This window comes from Klebsiella scottii (genome assembly GCF_036561945.1).
GTDB classification, from domain to species: Bacteria; Pseudomonadota; Gammaproteobacteria; order Enterobacterales; family Enterobacteriaceae; genus Klebsiella; species Klebsiella scottii.
The window spans coordinates 365,402-384,705 of sequence record NZ_JARXNI010000018.1 but is presented as its reverse complement, the minus strand read 5'-3'; the positions used below and the strand labels follow the sequence as shown (position 1 = coordinate 384,705).

The 19,304-nt window shown below is 58.6% G+C and carries 17 protein-coding genes; 4 read left to right on the top strand and 13 right to left on the bottom strand.

Features of this window, described 5'->3' with window-relative positions; translation table 11 throughout:
* The first annotated feature begins 44 nt into the window (after nucleotides 1-44).
* The gene (aceK, locus tag QFI97_RS03680; RefSeq protein WP_331833804.1) at nucleotides 45-1,787 is read left to right on the top strand and encodes a bifunctional isocitrate dehydrogenase kinase/phosphatase; all 1,743 of its coding nucleotides are present in this window, start codon (nucleotides 45-47) and stop codon (nucleotides 1,785-1,787) included.
* 4 nt (nucleotides 1,788-1,791) lie between these two features.
* Here the strand turns inward: aceK and QFI97_RS03675 are convergent, their stop codons facing one another.
* Entirely contained in the window at nucleotides 1,792-2,211 is a 420-nt protein-coding gene (locus QFI97_RS03675) for an ASCH domain-containing protein (protein WP_331833809.1), read from the bottom strand.
* A 10-nt stretch (nucleotides 2,212-2,221) separates the two neighbouring features.
* Nucleotides 2,222-3,049: a glyoxylate bypass operon transcriptional repressor IclR gene (gene iclR, locus QFI97_RS03670; RefSeq protein WP_095104816.1), complete on the bottom strand. Its 828-nt coding sequence runs from the start codon at nucleotides 3,047-3,049 to the stop codon at nucleotides 2,222-2,224.
* Between the two features lie 313 nt (nucleotides 3,050-3,362).
* Here iclR and metH point away from each other — a divergent pair, with 313 nt between their 5' ends.
* On the top strand, nucleotides 3,363-7,046 hold the full coding sequence (gene metH / locus QFI97_RS03665) for a methionine synthase (RefSeq protein WP_346430591.1): 3,684 nt from the start codon (nucleotides 3,363-3,365) through the stop codon (nucleotides 7,044-7,046).
* Between the two features lie 210 nt (nucleotides 7,047-7,256).
* Nucleotides 7,257-8,888 (top strand): Na/Pi cotransporter family protein, encoded by a 1,632-nt coding sequence (locus QFI97_RS03660; protein WP_095104820.1) that lies wholly within the window; start codon nucleotides 7,257-7,259, stop codon nucleotides 8,886-8,888.
* A 100-nt stretch (nucleotides 8,889-8,988) separates the two neighbouring features.
* Here the strand turns inward: QFI97_RS03660 and pepE are convergent, their stop codons facing one another.
* The 9 genes from pepE to QFI97_RS03615 form a co-directional block, all read right to left on the bottom strand.
* Entirely contained in the window at nucleotides 8,989-9,678 is a 690-nt protein-coding gene (gene pepE / locus QFI97_RS03655) for a dipeptidase PepE (protein WP_331833802.1), read from the bottom strand.
* Nucleotides 9,679-9,913: 235 nt separating this feature from the next.
* A complete protein-coding gene (locus QFI97_RS03650) occupies nucleotides 9,914-10,726 on the bottom strand; it encodes a shikimate 5-dehydrogenase (RefSeq protein ID WP_331833801.1) in 813 nt (270 codons plus the stop codon).
* Nucleotides 10,719-11,948 (bottom strand): L-sorbose 1-phosphate reductase, encoded by a 1,230-nt coding sequence (gene sorE / locus QFI97_RS03645; RefSeq protein WP_095104826.1) that lies wholly within the window; start codon nucleotides 11,946-11,948, stop codon nucleotides 10,719-10,721. Before sorE ends, QFI97_RS03650 begins: the two co-directional genes overlap by 8 nt.
* Before the next feature lie 76 nt (nucleotides 11,949-12,024).
* Complete coding sequence (locus tag QFI97_RS03640) at nucleotides 12,025-12,849, bottom strand: PTS system mannose/fructose/sorbose family transporter subunit IID (protein ID WP_041143571.1); 825 nt, start codon at nucleotides 12,847-12,849, stop codon at nucleotides 12,025-12,027.
* Between the two features lie 11 nt (nucleotides 12,850-12,860).
* Nucleotides 12,861-13,658 (bottom strand): PTS mannose/fructose/sorbose transporter subunit IIC, encoded by a 798-nt coding sequence (locus QFI97_RS03635; protein ID WP_095104828.1) that lies wholly within the window; start codon nucleotides 13,656-13,658, stop codon nucleotides 12,861-12,863.
* A 137-nt stretch (nucleotides 13,659-13,795) separates the two neighbouring features.
* Nucleotides 13,796-14,290 carry a PTS sugar transporter subunit IIB gene (locus QFI97_RS03630; protein WP_041143573.1) on the bottom strand — a complete coding sequence of 165 codons (495 nt, stop codon included), beginning with the start codon at nucleotides 14,288-14,290 and terminating at the stop codon, nucleotides 13,796-13,798.
* Nucleotides 14,290-14,697 (bottom strand): mannose/fructose/sorbose PTS transporter subunit IIA, encoded by a 408-nt coding sequence (locus QFI97_RS03625; RefSeq protein ID WP_095104830.1) that lies wholly within the window; start codon nucleotides 14,695-14,697, stop codon nucleotides 14,290-14,292. The genes QFI97_RS03630 and QFI97_RS03625 overlap by 1 nt, the downstream gene beginning before the upstream one ends.
* Nucleotides 14,698-14,706: 9 nt before the next feature.
* Nucleotides 14,707-15,510, bottom strand: a complete 804-nt coding sequence (locus QFI97_RS03620; RefSeq protein WP_095104985.1) for an SDR family oxidoreductase — start codon at nucleotides 15,508-15,510, stop codon at nucleotides 14,707-14,709.
* Between the two features lie 69 nt (nucleotides 15,511-15,579).
* On the bottom strand, nucleotides 15,580-16,533 hold the full coding sequence (locus tag QFI97_RS03615) for a sugar-binding transcriptional regulator (RefSeq protein ID WP_095104846.1): 954 nt from the start codon (nucleotides 16,531-16,533) through the stop codon (nucleotides 15,580-15,582).
* Nucleotides 16,534-17,001: 468 nt separating this feature from the next.
* Between QFI97_RS03615 and rluF the strand changes: the two genes are divergently transcribed.
* Nucleotides 17,002-17,871 (top strand): 23S rRNA pseudouridine(2604) synthase RluF, encoded by an 870-nt coding sequence (gene rluF / locus QFI97_RS03610; protein WP_346430590.1) that lies wholly within the window; start codon nucleotides 17,002-17,004, stop codon nucleotides 17,869-17,871.
* Here the strand turns inward: rluF and QFI97_RS03605 are convergent.
* Complete coding sequence (locus tag QFI97_RS03605; protein ID WP_041143578.1) at nucleotides 17,868-18,140, bottom strand: YjbD family protein; 273 nt, start codon at nucleotides 18,138-18,140, stop codon at nucleotides 17,868-17,870. The two genes, rluF and QFI97_RS03605, sit on opposite strands and share 4 nt — an antisense overlap.
* Before the next feature lie 145 nt (nucleotides 18,141-18,285).
* The gene (gene panS, locus QFI97_RS03600) at nucleotides 18,286-19,209 is read right to left on the bottom strand and encodes a ketopantoate/pantoate/pantothenate transporter PanS (protein WP_331833798.1); all 924 of its coding nucleotides are present in this window, start codon (nucleotides 19,207-19,209) and stop codon (nucleotides 18,286-18,288) included.
* Between the last annotated feature and the right edge of the window lie 95 nt (nucleotides 19,210-19,304).

Here is a 19,304-nt window from a genome sequence, read left to right as displayed (position 1 = left end):
TCCCCCTCTCCCTGCCGGGGAGAGGGCTGGGTGAGGGGGAAGGTATGACGCGTGGCCTGGAACTACTGATTGCACAGACTATTTTGCAGGGCTTTGACGCCCAGTATGGCCGTTTTCTCGAAGTCACCTCGGGCGCGCAGCAGCGCTTTGAACACGCCGACTGGCACGCCGTTCAGCAGGCGATGAAGCAGCGTATCCACCTCTACGATCATCACGTCGGCCTGGTGGTTGAACAGCTGCGCTGTATTACCGAAGGAAAAAGTACCGACGTCGATTTTTTACTGCGGGTGAAAGAGCACTACACCCACCTGCTACCGGATTACCCTCGCTTCGAAATTGCGGAGAGCTTTTTCAATTCCGTCTATTGTCGGTTGTTTGACCACCGCTCGCTGACTCCCGAGCGGCTTTTTATTTTCAGTTCGCAGCCGGAGCGCAGCTTCCGCTCAATTCCCCGTCCGCTGGCGAAAACGTTTTTCCCCGAGCGCGGCTGGGAAACGTTATTAAGCAAAGTGTTATCCGATCTCCCCCTGCGGCTGGCGTGGCAAAATAAGGCGCGGGATATTGGCTATATCACGGCCTGCCTGGTGGAAGCTCTCGGCAGCGAGATGCTGTCCCGCTCCCATCTGCAAATAGCCAACGAACTCTTTTATCGCAATAAGGCGGCCTGGCTGGTAGGCAAACTGGTTACGCCGGTGGCTACGCTGCCTTTTTTGCTGCCTGTCCATCGCAGCGATGAAGGCGAGCTGTTTATTGATGCCTGTCTGACCACCCATGCTGAAGCGAGCATCGTCTTTGGCTTTGCGCGCTCCTATTTTATGGTTTACGCCCCGCTGCCTGGCGCGCTGGTTGAGTGGCTGCGCGATATCCTGCCGGGGAAAACCACCGCCGAGCTCTATATGGCGATTGGCTGCCAGAAGCACGCAAAAACGGAAAGCTACCGTGAATATCTGCACTACATTGCCCGCAGCGACGAGCAGTTTATCGAGGCGCCGGGCATCCGCGGGATGGTGATGCTGGTCTTTACCCTGCCGGGCTTCGACCGGGTATTTAAGATCATCAAGGACCGCTTTGCGCCGCAAAAGGAGATGACCGCCGCCCACGTCCGCGCCTGCTATCAGCTGGTTAAGGAGCACGACCGCGTCGGGCGCATGGCCGATACCCAGGAGTTTGAAAACTTCGTGCTGGATAAGCGGCAAATCGCGCCGCAGCTGATGGCGCTGCTGCAGTCGGAAGCCGGGGCTAAAATTACCGACCTCGGCGATCGGATTGCCATCAGCCATCTCTATATCGAGCGGCGAATGGTGCCGCTGAATATCTGGCTGGAGCAGGTTGACGGCCAGGCGCTGCGCGATGCGGTCGAGGAGTACGGTAATGCCATTCGCCAGCTGGCCGCCGCCAATATATTCCCCGGCGATATGCTGTTCAAAAACTTTGGCGTGACCCGCCACGGCCGGGTGGTGTTCTACGATTACGATGAGATTTGCTACATGACGGAGGTCAATTTCCGCGAGATCCCGCCGCCGCGCTATCCGGAAGATGAGCTGGCGAGCGAGCCGTGGTACAGCGTGTCGCCGGGGGATGTTTTCCCGGAAGAGTTCCGCCACTGGCTCTGCGCGGACCCGCGTATTGGGCCGCTGTTTGAGGAGATGCACGCCGATTTGCTGCGGGCCGATTACTGGCGGGAGCTGCAGACGCGCATTCGTAACGGCCACGTGGAGGATGTCTATGCCTATCGCCGCCGCCAGCGTTTTTGCGTGCGCTATGGCGCGATGCAGCAGGCGGGTTAGCGGCTCAGGAGGAGTGCGTATCGGCGACCTCGATCAGCGCGAACTCTTCGTAAACCAGCTCCATCTCCGGTGACCAGGTCCCTTCACGCTCGAAGAACGCCCGGTGAGCCTGCTGCCAGTAGCCCAGGCTCAAATCGCCTTCACCCTCCAGCGCGGCAAGTTCCGCGGTCATCTCATTAAAGCGAATCATTCTGAGTACCAGGGTGCGGATGACGCAGACCGGCTCGCCCGCCCCGTTGAGCACGATATGCCAGGCGCCAGGGATTACCGGCGGATCTTCCTGGCGATAGCTGGCAAGAGACCCGCAGGTGCCGCGCTTTTTCCCGGCGATAACCAGCGCCGCCAGCTCATCGGCCAGCGCGGGGGAATCGCCAAATGACCAGCAAAAGGCGCCGGGATAGCGCTGCTGCCAAAGGGATTTCAGATCGATCATGTTAGCGAACCCCGCCGTAAGCCAGGGTCACCTCTTTCGCGGCTTTAATCACCAGCGCGCCCAGCTCGGTGACGCGATCGTCGGTCATCCGCGAGATGGGCCCGGAGATGGAGATCGCCGCAAACGGCTCGCGGTGCTCGTCATAAATGCAGGAAGCGACGCAGCGCAGACCCAGGGCATGCTCTTCATCATCGAACGAATAGCCGCGCTTGCGCGTCTGGGCCAGGTCCTCTTTCAGATGCACCGGCGATACCAGCGTGGCGTGGGTGTAGGCGTGCAGGCCTTTACGGTGCAGAAGGCCGGTGACCTGCTCTTCGCTCAGCTGTGACAGGAAGGCTTTACCCGCCCCGGAGGCGTGCATCGGCAGCTTGCCGCCAATCGGCGCCGACATGCGCATCAGCTGCGTACACTGCACCTGGTCGATGATAATCGCCTGGTGGTCACTCTGATCCAGCACCGCGAGATTAACCGTTTCACCTGACTCTTCCATCAGCTGGCGTAAAATAGGGTGCACGATGGCCAGCAGGTTGCGGCTTTGCAGAAAGCTGCTGCCGACCACAAAGGCGTGAGCGCCTACGGACCAGTGCCCGAGCTCGCCCACCTGGCGCACGAAGCCCAGCTGCTGCATGGTCGTCAGCAGGCGGTGCGTTGTCGAGTTCGGCAGGCCGGCCTGCTGCGCCAGCTCGGTTAACGCGACGCTGCCGTGTGATTCAGAAATCCATTCGAGTAATTTTAGCCCACGGGTAAGCGACTGAACTTGCCCGCTGGCCTGAGGGGCGGCGGGAGTCGCGGGTTTTCTGCCGCGCTTTGCGGGAACGGGAGTGGCCATCGCAGATTCCTTTTTTCTGTATCGTGGAAATAGTTTTCGTTTTATTTGCCCATTTTGCAATCACAACCGGACTGATCGGATGAGTGAAGCTGAACATGTCTCATATTGCCCGCCGCTCTCTTTCCCGACCCTGTGGTTTATGCCAGTATGGTCATACACTTCATCCTTCAAACTGCTTCTGCGTTGGCTGCTCTGGTTCACCCCGGTTACCTGCTTGTAAAAGCGCCTGGGGGCTGGCTCGCGTGCCGCCTTGACCCAGCTTGAATGATTTTGTGTATTTCTGGGGTCTGGTTGAGCGTTGTCGGGAGCGAGTGTGAGCAGCAAAGTTGAGCAACTGCATCAGCAGTTAAAAAAACGTATTTTGGTTCTGGATGGGGGCATGGGCACCATGATCCAGGGCTATCGTCTGAGTGAAGAGGAGTTCCGCGGCGCGCGCTTTGCCGACTGGCCCTGCGATCTGAAGGGCAATAACGACCTGCTGGTGCTCAGCAAGCCGGACGTGATCCGCGCCATTCACGACGCCTATTTCGAGGCCGGCGCGGATATCATTGAAACCAACACCTTTAACTCGACGACTATCGCGATGGCGGATTACCAGATGGAATCCCTGTCGGCGGAAATCAACTTTGCCGCGGCACAGCTGGCGCGCGCCAGCGCCGATGCGTGGACCGCCCGGACGCCGGAAAAACCGCGCTACGTCGCGGGCGTTCTCGGCCCGACTAACCGCACCGCCTCCATCTCCCCTGACGTCAACGACCCTGCCTACCGCAACATCACCTTCGACGGGCTGGTGGAAGCCTACCGTGAGTCAACGAAGGCGCTGGTGGAAGGGGGCGTCGACCTGATTATGATTGAGACGGTATTCGACACCCTGAACGCCAAAGCGGCAATCTTTGCGGTCAAGGAGGAGCTTGAGGTGCTGGGCGTCGATCTGCCGATCATGATTTCCGGCACCATCACCGATGCCTCCGGCCGTACGCTCTCCGGGCAAACGACCGAAGCCTTTTACAACTCGCTGCGCCACGCCGATGCGCTCACCTTCGGCCTCAACTGCGCGCTGGGTCCGGACGAGCTGCGCCAGTACGTGCAGGAGCTCTCGCGCATTGCCGAATGCTACGTCACCGCGCACCCCAATGCGGGCCTGCCGAACGCCTTTGGTGAATACGATCTTGATGCCGATACTATGGCCGCGCAAATTCGCGAATGGGCTGAATCCGGATTCCTGAATATCGTCGGCGGCTGCTGCGGCACGACCCCGGAACATATCGCGGCCATGTCGCGCGCCGTTGCGGGGCTGGCGCCGCGCGCGCTGCCGGAAATCCCGGTGGCCTGCCGCCTCGCCGGTCTCGAACCGCTGAATATTGGTGACGACAGCCTGTTTGTTAACGTCGGCGAACGGACTAACGTTACCGGCTCTGCGAAGTTCAAGCGACTGATTAAAGAAGAAAAATATAATGAAGCGCTGGACGTTGCCCGCCAGCAGGTAGAGAGCGGCGCGCAGATTATCGATATCAACATGGATGAGGGGATGCTCGACGCGGAAGCGGCGATGGTGCGTTTCCTCAACCTGATTGCCGGCGAGCCCGATATTGCCCGCGTGCCGATCATGATCGACTCCTCGAAGTGGGAGGTCATCGAAAAGGGGCTGAAGTGCATTCAGGGTAAAGGCATCGTCAACTCTATCTCGATGAAAGAGGGGATCGAGCCGTTTATCCATCATGCTAAAAAAGTGCGCCGCTACGGCGCCGCCGTGGTGGTTATGGCCTTCGACGAACAGGGCCAGGCCGATACGCGCGCCCGCAAAATCGAGATTTGCCGCCGGGCGTACAAAATTCTGACCGAAGAGGTGGGCTTCCCGCCGGAAGATATTATCTTCGACCCCAATATCTTCGCGGTGGCGACCGGTATTGAAGAGCACAACAACTATGCGCAGGACTTTATCGGCGCCTGTGAAGATATCAAACGCGAGCTGCCCCATGCGCTGATTTCCGGCGGCGTCTCCAACGTCTCGTTCTCATTCCGCGGCAACGATCCGGTACGCGAGGCGATTCACGCCGTCTTCCTGTACTACGCCATTCGTAACGGCATGGATATGGGGATTGTTAACGCCGGGCAGCTGGCGATTTATGACGACCTGCCTGCCGAGCTGCGCGATGCCGTCGAAGACGTGATCCTCAACCGTCACGACGAGGGCACCGATCGCCTGCTGGAGCTGGCGGAAAAATATCGCGGCAGTAAAACGGACGACTCCGCCAACGCCCAGCAGGCGGAATGGCGCAGCTGGGACGTCAAAAAGCGTCTTGAATACTCGCTGGTGAAAGGGATCACCGAATTTATCGAGCTCGACACCGAAGAGGCGCGCCAGCAGTCGACCCGCCCAATTGAGGTGATTGAAGGCCCGCTGATGGACGGCATGAACGTGGTGGGTGACCTGTTCGGTGAGGGCAAAATGTTCCTCCCGCAGGTGGTGAAATCGGCCCGCGTGATGAAGCAGGCGGTGGCCTACCTTGAGCCGTATATTGAAGCCAGCAAAGAAAAAGGTTCCAGCAACGGCAAGATGGTGATCGCCACCGTCAAAGGCGACGTGCACGACATCGGTAAAAACATCGTCGGCGTGGTGCTGCAGTGTAATAACTACGAAATCATCGATCTTGGCGTGATGGTTCCGGCAGAAAAAATCCTCAGAACCGCGCGCGAGGTCAACGCTGACCTGATTGGCCTCTCCGGGCTGATTACCCCGTCGCTGGATGAAATGGTCAACGTGGCGAAGGAGATGGAGCGCCAGGGCTTTACCGTGCCGCTGCTGATTGGCGGCGCGACCACTTCCAAAGCGCATACGGCGGTAAAAATCGAGCAGAACTACAGCGGACCGACGGTCTACGTGCAGAACGCCTCGCGTACCGTGGGCGTGGTCTCAGCCTTGCTCTCCGATACCCAGCGCGATGACTTTGTCGCCCGCACGCGCAAAGAGTACGAAACCGTGCGTATCCAGCATGGGCGCAAGAAGCCGCGCACTCCGCCGGTCACCCTGGCGGCCGCCCGGGATAACGACCTGGCGTTCGACTGGGAAAGCTATACGCCGCCGGTGGCCCATCGCCTCGGCGTGCAGGAGGTCGAAGCCAGCATCGAAACGCTGCGTAACTATATCGACTGGACGCCGTTCTTTATGACCTGGTCGCTGGCCGGGAAATATCCGCGCATCCTCGAAGATGAAGTGGTAGGCGAAGAGGCGCAGCGGCTGTTTAAAGATGCCAACGATCTGCTGGATAAGCTGAGCGCGGAGAAGTCGCTGAACCCGCGCGGGGTGGTGGGATTATTCCCGGCTAACCGCGTCGGTGACGACATCGAAATCTACCGTGACGAGACGCGCACCCACGTTCTGACCGTCAGCCATCATCTGCGTCAGCAGACGGAGAAAGTCGGGTTTGCCAACTACTGCCTCGCCGATTTTGTCGCGCCGAAGCTGAGCGGCAAGGCCGACTATCTTGGCGCATTTGCGGTTACCGGCGGGCTGGAAGAAGATGCGCTGGCCGAGGCTTTTGACGCTCAGCATGATGATTACAATAAAATCATGGTCAAAGCGATCGCTGACCGACTGGCCGAAGCGTTTGCGGAATATCTGCACGAGCGGGTGCGTAAAGTTTACTGGGGCTATGCCGCGAACGAGAACCTGAGCAACGAGGAGCTGATCCGCGAGAACTATCAGGGGATTCGCCCGGCGCCGGGCTATCCGGCCTGCCCGGAGCATACCGAAAAAGCCGTTATCTGGGAGCTGCTGGACGTGGAGACGCATACCGGCATGAAGCTGACCGAATCGTTTGCCATGTGGCCGGGAGCCTCGGTCTCCGGCTGGTACTTCAGCCATCCGGACAGCAAGTACTACGCGGTGGCGCAGATCCAGCGCGATCAGGTGGAGGACTACGCGCTGCGCAAAGGAATGACCCCAGGCGAAGTTGAGCGCTGGCTGGCGCCGAACCTGGGCTACGACGCGGACTAGCCGCAGACTGTCACAAATCCGTCATCTTATCTTACAACTTACAGGGCGCTCCGAGGGCGCCCTGTCTCTTTATTGCTGCTAAACCCTTATACTGGGGTATTGATTCAGAATGCCCGGACTATGTAGCCTGGCTACGCGCAGCGTCGCCGGGGGAATTCCTTATGGGGTTACCTGCATTTATCCGTCGGATAATAAGGAGAACAAGAATCCGTGTTAACTCTGCTGCACCTGCTTTCTGCCGTCGCCCTGCTGGTTTGGGGTACCCATATTGTTCGTACCGGCGTGATGCGCGTCTATGGCGCACGCCTGCGCGCCGTCCTCAGCAGTAGCGTCGAGAAAAAACCGCTCGCCTTTTGCGCCGGTATTGGCGTAACGGCTCTGGTTCAGAGCAGCAACGCCACCACCATGCTGGTCACCTCGTTTGTCGCCCAGGATCTGGTCGCGCTGGCGCCGGCGCTGGTGATTGTGCTGGGCGCCGACGTGGGGACCGCGCTGATGGCGAGGGTGCTGACTTTCGACCTCTCATGGCTCTCGCCGCTGCTTATTTTTATCGGCGTTATTTTCTTCCTTGGCCGCAAGCAAACCCGCGCGGGACAGCTGGGGCGGGTCGGTATCGGGCTGGGGCTGATTTTATTAGCGCTGGAGCTGATCGTGCAGGCGGTGCATCCCATCACCCAGGCCAACGGCGTACAGGTTATTTTCGCCTCGCTGACCGGCGATATCATGCTGGATGCGCTGATTGGCGCCATGTTCGCCATCGTTAGCTACTCCAGCCTCGCGGCGGTGCTGTTAACCGCAACGCTTACCTCCACCGGCGTGATTTCGTTTCCGGTCGCTCTGTGCCTGGTCATCGGGGCGAACCTCGGCTCCGGGATCCTGGCGATGATCAACAACAGCGCCGCCAACGCCGCCGCGCGCCGCGTCGCGCTTGGCAGCCTGCTGTTTAAGCTGGTGGGCAGCCTGATTATCCTGCCTTTTGTCCACCTGCTGGCCGATGCGATGCACAAGCTACCGTTACCGGAAGCGGAGCTGGTGATTTACTTCCACGTCTTCTACAACCTGATCCGCTGCGTGGCGATGGTGCCGTTCGCGGAGCCGATGGCCCGGCTGTGCAGGCGCTTGATTCATGAGGAGCCCGATCACGATCTGCACCTGAAACCGAAGCATCTGGATACCTCGGCGCTGGATACGCCGGCCCTGGCGCTGGCCAATGCCGCGCGCGAGACGCTGCGCATTGGCGACGCCATGGAGCAGATGCTGGACGGCCTGCGTAAGGTAATGCACGGCGAGCCGCGGGAAGAGAAAGAGCTGCGCAGAATGGCTGACGATATCAACGTGCTCTATACCGCCATCAAGCTTTATCTGGCGCGGATGCCGAAAGATGAGCTGGCCGAAGAGGAGTCTCGCCGCTGGGCGGAGATTATCGAAATGGCCCTCAACCTCGAGCAGGCTTCCGATATCGTCGAGAGAATGGGCAGCGAAATCGCCGATAAGTCGCTGGCCGCGCGGCGGGCGTTCTCCATTGAAGGCTTGAAGGAGCTGGACGGCCTGTACGATCAGCTGCTGAGCAACCTCCAGCTGGCGATGTCGGTCTTCTTCTCCAGCGACGTCCCGAGCGCCCGGCGCCTGCGCCGCAACAAGCATCGTTTCCGCATCATGAACCGCCGCTACGCGCATGCGCACGTCGATCGCCTGCACCAGCAGAACGTGCAGAGCATTGAAACCAGCTCGCTGCATCTGGGGCTGCTGGGCGATATGAAGCGTCTCAACTCGCTGTTCTGTTCGGTCGCCTACAGCGTGATGGAGCAGCCGGACGAAGATGACGAGCGGGATGATTATTAAGCGATAAGGCCGCGCCGGCCGCAGCGCCCCGGGAAAATCCCGCAGGCGCTGCGGCCGGCCGGGCTAACGACTCTTCCCGGCGGGAAGAGGAGGAGGGCGGTTAAAACCGATGGCCGGCTTCGACAGGGACCGCTTCTTTTTCGGCAGTAAACACCAGCGTCGGGTTTGGGCCGCCGAGAGTGGCGTGACCGTCGGCAACCTGAATCCAGTTTCCTTCCGGCAAACCGATAATCACCAGCTCTGGCGCCACGACCAGCAGTTCACGGATCCGCTGTTCGCGGGTCTCGCCTTTATGTCCTTCCGGCAGGGCGTTGGTGAAGTGGGGGTTAATCTGCAGCGGGAACAGCCCCAGGGCGTCAAACCCCTGTGGGTCGACGATCGGCATATCGTTAGTGGTGCGGATGGTCGGGCAGGCGAGATTCGCGCCGGCGCTCCAGCCGATATACAGCGCGCCGCGCTTGACCACGTCCACCACCGGCGCCAGCAGGCCGCGCGTGCGGCACTCTTTGAGCAGCTGGAAGGTATTGCCGCCGCCCACGATGACCACGTCGGCGGTCTCAATCGCCGCGACAGGATCCGCGACGCTGTGAATACCCGTGACGCTAACGCCCAGAGGGGCAAAAACCGCAGCGGTTTTAGCCGTGTAATCATCCCAGGTCTGCGTGACGCCGGCAAAAGGGATAAACACCGCCGAACGGCGGCCGTTCAGCTGCCCGGAAATGACCGGCAGCGCGTGTTCCAGCCATGCTTTGCCGGGTAGCGTTGAGTTACTGAGTAGCAGTAGTTCCATCTTTTCTCCGTGATAACCACCGTCATTCAGGCTATTTGCGCATTGGCGGAGCCGCAAAATGCGCCACTGCGCCTGAAGTCCTTTGGTATAGCCATAATGACAAAGTCGGTTGGCGATCCTACCACCGCTTGCCTCCGCGCTCGCTGACATGGCTCACGATGTTGTCAGGTTGCGGCACTCCACGCCGCCGCAACCTGCGCATCACGACTCGCGTATCTCCGGGCGCCGCTGGCGTTTAGCCCGCGCGGGCAAACGCTGCCGCTTCTCTGACCAGCTCCTCGTCCGGGCGTACGCCGGTGTACAGCGCAAACTGCTCGACCGCCTGCAGGGCGATCACTTCCGCTCCGCTGATGGTGCGTTTTTCCAGCCGCTGCGCCAGGCGGATCAGCGGCGTTTCCGGCGGTAGGGCCACCACGTCGAATACCACGTCGGCACCTTCAACCATGTCCTGGCTGAAGGCCAGCGTTTCGCCGTACTCCCCGCCCGCCATGCCGAGAGGGGTCACGTTGACCAGAATATCCGCCGCTATTCCCTCAGGCTGCGGCTGCCACTGGAAGCCGTACTGTTTTGCCAGCGCCAGGCCGCTATCGCGATTGCGGGCAGCGATAATGACATCGCGGAAGCCAGCATCGCGAAACGCGGCGATGACCGCCTTCGCCATGCCGCCGCTGCCCTGAATCATCACCTTCGCTGTGCGCGCCAGCTGGTGGCTGTCGATCAGGCTTTTCACCGCGATATAGTCGGTGTTGAGGCCGGTCAGCCTGCCGCTATCGTTGACGATGGTATTGACTGAATCAATCACCTTTGCTGAAGGGTCGATAGCGTCGAGAAACGGCATGCAGCTCTCTTTAAACGGCATGGATACCGCGCAGCCGCGAATGCCCAACGCCCGAACGCCATTTACCGCCGCCGCAATATCCTGCGTCGTAAAGGCTTTGTAGATGTAGTTCAGCCCCAGCTTTTCATACAGATAGTTATGAAAACGGGTACCGAAGTTACCCGGGCGGCTGGCCAGCGACATGCAGAGCTGAGTATCGCGATTAATCATGGGTAATATCCTCCGCATGGGCCAGCAGATACTGTTCGGCTTCGCCGGACCAGATCCCGTGATGGCGCTCCATAATTGCCGCCAGCTCCGGATCGGCAATGCTGCCCAGCGGGGTCAGCGGAATAGATTTCCCGGTATAAACCAGCTTCTTGCCGCCGCCGACGGCCGGTAAATCGAGGGTGGTTTCGCCCGCCGCATTGAGCCCAAGAATATGGGTCACCACTTTCGCGGCCTGCACCTTTTTCGCCTGCATCAGCGCAACGGCGGCGCGCATATCGTCAGTGTTGCCTCCCGAGGTGCCGACGTAGTGGGTAAAGGCGTAGTGGACGTCGTAAAAGTTAACCGGCGCGCTAAATTGTTTATCCTGCGGGCCGGCGAAGAAGTTCAGGCAGCCGTCGGGGGCCAGCAGCGAGGAGGCCATAGTGATGAGCTGCTCATTCGGCACGAAAACGAAAATATCGTCAAACCCGTGGCCGCCGGTCAGCGCCATCAGCGTCTCCCGGCTGGCGTCACGGCCGTCCAGGTAGTGGATCAGGGTTTGCGGCTCTGAAGGATAGTGTCGGCGGGCGTAGCTCAGCTTGGGTTTATTGGTGTCGGTGACCACCAGCAGAGAGGGGTTGATCGGGCCGTGCAGAGCATAGTCAATGGCCAGCAGGCCCATCGGACCGGTGCCGCCGAGGATCAGCGTGCGCCCCTGCGGCCGGATGCCCATCGTATGGTTATAGGTGCCTTCCTGCAGGTGATAGTTGGCGTTGAAGGCGCCGATAACGCAGGACAGCGGCTCAACCAGCGAGCCTTCAAACCAGGTATCGCCCTCCCAGGAGAGCAGGCAGTCCTGCGTCATCACCTCATCGGGGATCACCACGTGGGTAGCTTCGCCGCCGATCCACTGGAAGGAGTAGCCGGGGCAATCCGGGCGATCCGGCAGCTGCAGGTTGGCCTGGATGACGTAGCGCTGGCCGGCGTGAAATTTATGCTGCCACTTTTTGCCGACCGCGAGGATTTCGCCGCAGAACTCATGGCCGATGATGATCGGATTGACCGCAACATCGTCCGGGACCTTTTTGTGGTCCTCGCCCTGATTAGCCTCTTTCCATGAGGAGAGACACAGGCTGTCGGTGACCACCCGGGCGAGAATTTCATCATCCGCAATGGCCGGGAGTTCGAAGGTTTCCAGGCGCAGATCGCGTTTGCCATAAAGACGTAGAGCCGTAGTTTTCATATTTACCACCTCATCCCCTTTATCTTACGGGGTCAGTTTATTGAAGACGCCCCGACGGCAGCGCCGGGGCGAAAGATCAGGACAGGAAGCCCAGCGCGTTACCGATAATCCCCAGGCCAAACAGGGCGAAGATCAGCCAGACCGGGTTCACCTTCTTATTGAGCAGGCGCACCATCAGCAGGGTCAGCCCCAGCGCCAGCAGGCCCGGGCAAAGCTGGTCGAGGATGTTCTGTACGGTCATGGTGACGGTGGCGCCGTCAGCGCCCGGAGTTTGGGAAACCACCAGCGGCACGTTGATGGTGGTCCACTTCGTCACCAGCACGCCCATTACAAACAGGCCGAGGATTGAGGCGCCCTCGGTGAGTTTTTGCAGCAGGTTGCCGCCCATATCGCTGACGATATTGACCCCTTTACGGAAGCCAAGCTGCAGGCCGTACCACTTCATAGCCAGACGTACCGCGTTGAAAATAAAGAAGAACAGCAGCGGACCAAGAATATTGCCGGAGAGCGCCAGCGAGGCGCCGAGCGCGGCGGTAATCGGACGCAGGGTTCCCCAGACCAGCGGATCGCCGACCCCGGCCAGCGGACCCATCAGCCCGACCTTGATGCCGTTAATCGCGCCGTCGTCAATCGCCGCGCCGTTGGCGCGCGCCTCTTCCATCGCGGCGGTGACGCCCAGCACCGGGCCGCAAACCGCGGGCGTGGTATTGAAGAACACCAGGTGACGCTTGAGGGCCGCAACCTGATCCTCCTTCAGCGGGTACAGGCGTTTGATCGCCGGGATCATGTCGTAGCAAAATCCCAGGCCATGAATACGTTCGAAGTTAAAAGAGGCCTGCTGCAGGTTGGAGCGCAGAAACATGCTAACCAGGTCGCCTTGCGTGAGTTTTTTCTGTTCCATGGTCTGCTCCATCAGTCGTCAAGTTGGTCAAGGGCGGTGGAAGAGGCGGCGGTAGCCTGGGGTTCAGGCTTGCGCCACTGCGGATTGAGCTGGATATAGATCAGCGCGATGATGACCCCCACGCCGCCGAAGGCCAGCAGGCTAAAGTTGAGGTAACCGCCGGCGAGAAAGCCGAGGAAAAAGAAGGGCATCAGATATTTCACGCCCATCATGCGCAGGACCATGGCGTAGCCGACCACGACGATAAAACCGCCGGCAATTTGCAGGCCGCGGGTAACGAACTCTGGAATGGCATTCAGCATGCTGCTAACCATATCGGCGCTGACGAACATCGACACCACCAGCGCCGGAATGGCGACGCGTAATGCCTGAACGCCAAGCGCCGAGACGTGCAGCAGATCGATGGTGCGAAAGCGGGCCTCTTCGGCGGCTTTATCCGCCGCGTGCTGGAAGACCACCGTAATAGTGCGGGCAAAGACGGTCAGCACCTGTCCTGCTGCGGCAACCGGCAGCGCGATGGCGATACCGGTCGCGATGCTTTGATGGCCGACGATGACTAAAATGGCCGAAATGATGCTGGCTAAGGCTGAATCCGGAGACTGCGCCGCGCCGACGTTCATCCAGCCGAGGGCGATCAGCTCCAGCGTGCCCCCGAGCATAATTCCGGTTTTTAAATCACCGAGAATCAGACCAATCACCGTACAGGCGATTAACGGGCGGTGCGTCTGGAATTCATCCAGCACGCTGCCCATTCCGGCAATACAGGAGAAAATAAATATGGCTATTATTTGTAGGGTACTAATTTCCATAATTATAACCTTTAAAGTGTAGGGAACCCTGCCTGTTACGGCACTTATACCAGTCACATCGTTATTTATGCTGTCGGTGATTTATTTAGTGTTCGCCGCGATGCTTCCGCCATGACCGGGTATTAAAACAGGCGTTCTTATTCTGTAACGGACTGCTGAGCAAGTTTGTCGAGAATATTAATTGATGGATCGGAAGCCACTACGCGTAAATCCAGAATAACGCCGAGCTGGTCCAGCTGGCGAAATGCGTCAATATCCGTTTGATCTAATGAAACGGCTTTGGTTAGCTGTTTCTTCCCCGGTCTCCAGGCCATGCCGCCGATATTTAGCGTGGCTATTTTGACCCCCTGCTGCACCATAGTTAAAACGTCTTGCGGATTGGTAAATAAATAAAAAACGGATTCATTTTGATATTGCGGATTATGATAAACGGCAACCGCTTTTTCGAGGTTAACGACGTTAACCTTCATTCCCGGAGGCGCGGCCTGGCGGAGTAAGGTCCGGCGTACCTCATCGTTATAAACATCGTCGTTGCAGATAATAATGCGCTGGGCATTGGCCACTTTGGACCAGACGGTCGTCACCTGGCCGTGGATCAGCCGGTCATCGATGCGGGCGAGCGTAATGTTCATCAGAAATCCTCCTCAACGGTTTGTGGGAGCCGCCAGACCACGCAGCACTGGCTGGCAACTGCGCTCAAATGGTCGCACAGGGCGTCGGCGCTCATGGTCTGCTGGTTATCCACCAGCTCCAGCGCCAGCGGCAGAGAGAGGCCGCTGATCACCCGCAGCAGCGGGTTTTTCATCGCCAGCCCGGCGGCGGCATTCCACGGGCTGCCGCATTGTAAATCGACGGCAATCAGCCACTCATCAGTACTGTGGGTGCTTACTAACTTTTCCAGCTTAGCGGCGATATCGCCGGCATTTTCCCCGGGGACAAACTCCACGGCGCTGACGTTGACGTCGCCATAGACCATGCGGACGGAATCCAGCATGGCGCAGGCAAGCTGGCCGTGGGCGCAGAAAATAGCGTTGACCATACGATCTCCTTAACCGCGGGTTTTACCGCCAGCAATGTTAGTGGTTACTCCGGTTATATAGCTCGCACGCTCTGAAAGCAGGTAGCAAACGTAGTCCGCAACCTCGCTCAGACGCCCGGAGCGGCCGATGGGAATCGAGTTTTTGCTGTAGCCCTCGCGCAGCTGTTCAACGGTGATGCCGCGCGTCCAGGCCAGCGCTTCTTCATACTCCGGCGTGCGCAGCCCGGTTTTTTCCAGAATGCCCGGCGCGACGCCCACCACGCGGATACCGTGTTTTCCCAGCTCTTTCGACCATGAACGGGTGAAGCTATTCAGCGCCGCCTTGGTGGCCGCATAGCAGCTCTGGCCCTCAGAGCCTTCCAGCCCGCTTTCTGACGAGACGTTAACAATCACCCCCTCGCGCTGTTTCACCATCTGCCGGGCTACCGCCTGCGACATTAAAAAGACGCCTTTTTGGTTAATGTTGACCATTTTCTCAAAAGCCGCTTCATTCAGCTCATAGCGGCCGGCGGGCGCCTTTTCATCAACTAACAGCCGGGGAAAGTTAACTCCGGCGTTATTCACCAGGCCGTCAATACGTCCGCAGCGCTGAATAATCTGCTCGACGCTGTGATTCACTTCGCTGGCGCTGGAAATATCGGTCGGCCAGAACGTATAATTTTCACTATCATGATATTTGTCGCCGCCGTGAATATCTGCCATGTGCACGTTGGCGCCTTGTTTAATTAATTCATCGACAATGGCCAGCCCGATCCCGGAGGCGCCACCGGTGACAATAACTATTTTATCTTTGAGGTTTAACCATGTTTTCATCATCGTAGTCTCGTTATTTAGATAAAGGGAGTCCGCGCAGCACAGGCTGCGTGAATAGATATTCTTATTTTATTTCAGTAATAACTCAGCCGTTTCTCTGTTAGTGACCAGGCAATTAATGTAGCCGCCGTTCAGGGCGCCGACGATCCCGCTATATTTTTCCTCGCCGATGGCGATGCCCACGGAATAGCGCGCGTGCTTTAGTTTGGCGATATCAATAGAGAGGGTTTTTTCATTCATATTGGTTTCAACGACGCCGCCGTTGATATCGTAAAAACGCGAGCAAATATCGCCGGCGACGTGACGGGCGTTGAGATCGTCGCTCTCTTCGCTGCCGTAAAACGCATGCCAGTTAGCGCCGTCGCGGATCGCCGGTGAACCGATGCCCACCAGCGCAATATCCAGATTGTCCCAGTAGGACGAGATGGTCTGAAAGTGCCTGGACTGCATGATACCGTTACGGATCAGGGTATTTTCCAGCAGCGCCGGGAAGTCGGCGAGATGCGACTCGGCCTTCAGCTTCGCCGCCGCGCTATAGGTCAAGGTGTTGACGTGGTAGCGGCTCTCCAGCTTACCGGAGGGGCCGCCGATAATCGGTACGCAGATCGCCTGCCGCGACTGGCTGGCCTGCGGCAGCGTTTCTACCAGCGCCCGCACCGCGCGTCCCCAGGAAAAGCCGATGATATCGCCGGGCTCCAGCAGCCGATCGACCAGCTGAGCGCCGTGTTGCCCGATGGTATTGAGCTGGTCCTCTTCCTGCGCCGAGCTACAGGAAGCCACCACCGCTTCTTTAAGGGCAAATTTTTGCTTCAGCTGCTGCTCCAGCCACAGATTTTCGTTGTAGTCATAGTTGATGGCGATAGTGACGATACCCTGCTCGCGGCCGCGTTTTAGCAGACGGCTAATCGTGGTGCGGTAAATCCCCAGCTCGCGGGCAATCTGCGCCTGGGTCATGTCCTGCTCATAATAGAGCTGGGCAATTTTCACGATTAAGCGGATGTCGTCGCTATTTTCGGTGGTCATCTGCGGGCTCCTGCACATTTGTGCAAATCACGTTATTGCTGCCTTGATCTGATATAACCCTATCAACGGCCGACCACAAAGCAATTTTCGCCCATTTCATTACGATATGTCGGGCGTTTATATTGCACATTTGATTATCAGCCCGTCGGCGGCTGGCACCTTTGTGCCGGATTGCCTAATCGCTTGATTCTGCTTATTTTCGCTGGGCAAAGTTGCAGGCGGTTCCGTAGGACACTTTTGTGTAGAAAGACGCGGCAGATCACATTTAGCGGCAGCGCGCCGGCGCGTGATTATTTTCGATTGCTCGCCGGCTGAGGTATATTTCTCGTTTTAAACATACAAGCATTCAAGTTTTATCAAGGCGGCAAGAGAACGAACTCCCGGCAGCATAGAAATCTATGTGGCTGGGATGAGTGAGCGTAGCCAACACGGAGACAACTTGAAGGATGAAGTGTTTCAGGAGACGTTATGCTGCCCGACTCATCAACCCGACTCAATAAATACATCAGTGAAAGCGGAATTTGCTCGCGTCGCGAGGCGGATCGCTACATTGAACAAGGTAACGTTTTCCTCAACGGCAAGCGCGCCACCATTGGCGATCGGGTCGTCCCAGGCGATGTGGTGAAGGTCAACGGTCAGTCGATCGAGCCGCGTGAAGCGGAGGACCTGGTGTTTATCGCGCTGAATAAACCGGTGGGGATCGTCAGCACCACCGAGGACAGCGAACGCGACAACATCGTCGATTTTGTGAACCATAGCAAACGCGTTTTCCCTATCGGCCGGCTGGATAAGGACTCTCAGGGGCTGATTTTTCTGACCAATCATGGCGATCTGGTGAATAAGATCCTGCGCGCCGGAAACGATCACGAAAAAGAGTACCTGGTGACCGTCGATAAGCCGGTTACCGACGAGTTCGTGCGCGGGCTGGGGGCGGGCGTACCGATCCTCGGCACGGTGACGAAGAAGTGCAAAGTGAAAAAAGAAGCGCCGTTCGTCTTCCGCATTACCCTGGTTCAGGGGCTTAACCGGCAGATTCGCCGGATGTGCGAACATTTTGGCTATGAGGTGACTAAGCTTGAGCGCACGCGGATTATGAATATTGGCCTGTCGGGATTACCCCTCGGCGAGTGGCGCGATCTGACGGATGATGAGCTGGTTGCGCTATTTAAGCTGATCGAGAATTCGTCCTCTGAGGCCAAACCGAAGGCGAAAGCGAAGCCGAAAACGGCGAGCATCAAGCGCCCGGTGGTGAACGTGGAAAAGAACAGCGAGAAAGGACGCCCGGCGGCAAACGGGAAACGTTTTAACCAGCCGGGACGTAAAAAGAAAGGGCGTTAGCGCCTGCCGCGCGTCGGCGTGCTTGCCGACCAGGAGAATGACGCGTCGCTGTCGGGTTTATAGGCCTGCTTTTTCTTTAACTGGCGGGCCTTTTTTGCTTCAGCTTCGCGCAGCACCATCAGCTTATCGATGTACTCTTTTTTTACGGCGTTGGTTTCTGCGTTGGTCAGCAGACGGCCGTGCGCGATTCTCGCCCGGTCAAGCAGCGTTTTTAGCTCGCGCTGCTCGCGCTCGGTCATGTCTTGTTGCGTAATGCGGGGAAGTGCCATAGTAGAACCCTCAGTCAGCCGATAATTCAGTGTACGGCAATACGGGGTCGACTGACAGTCTGGTTACCGCGCTAAGCGCTGAGAGGGCGGGAAAACGCCCGGCCAGGCACGGTGAGCGGCCTGTCCGGGCGACGAAGGCGTGGCGCTACTTCTCTTTCTTCTCCGTCGGCTTAGCGGACCAGTAGCCGGCCAGCAGCGATCCGGAAAGGTTGTGCCAGACCGAAAACAGCGCGCCGGGCAGGGCGGCAAGAGGACCGAAGTAGATTTTCCCCAGCGCCGCCGCCAGTCCGGAGTTTTGCATCCCTACCTCAATGGCCAGCGTGCGGCAGGTCGACTCATCAAAACCAAACAGCCGTCCGCCCCAGTAGCCGCCGAGCAGCCCGATGGCGTTATGCAGGATCACCGCAACAATCACCACTAGGCCAACGGAGGCAATGTGCGAAGCGGAGCCGGCCACCACGGCGCTGATGATCGCCAGAATGCAGAGCATGGAAAACGCGGGCAGGAAAGGCTCGACCGCCTTCACCACCTTCGGCAGCAGATGATGAATGAGAAGCCCCAGCGCAATCGGGATAACCACGATTTGCAGGATGCTGAGCAGCATGCCCGCGACGTCGACCTGAATATGCGCATCGACGTACAGACGCGTCAGCAGCGGCGTCGCCACCACGCCAACCAGCGTGGAGACGGAAGAGATGGTGACCGAGAGCGCCACATCACCTTTCGCCAGGTAGATCATTACGTTAGATGCCGTACCGCTGGCAACGCTGCCCACCAGCACCATCCCGGCCGACAGCTCCGGCGGCATGCGGAAAAGCAGCGCCAGCGCCCAGGCGGCGAGCGGCATCACCAGGTAATGCAGGAAAATCCCCGCCGCAACCGGTGCCGGGCGCGACAGCACGCGCTTAAAATCTTCCAGCTTCAGGTGCACGCCCATCCCGAACATGATGAGCATCAGCAGGGTGGTGACCCAGGGGCCGATGGGGGTAAAGGTGGCCGGCGTGTAATAGGCCAGAACGGAGAGCAGCAGCGCCCAGAGCGGGAACAGCCGTGTCAGCATAGCGAGCATGTTGGTTTCCTTGCAATTGGCTCGTCATCTTCCAGGCTGGCTGCGCCTGCTGCCCGAACGATTGCGAGTAGGTTGTGTTGATATAGTTATAAAAA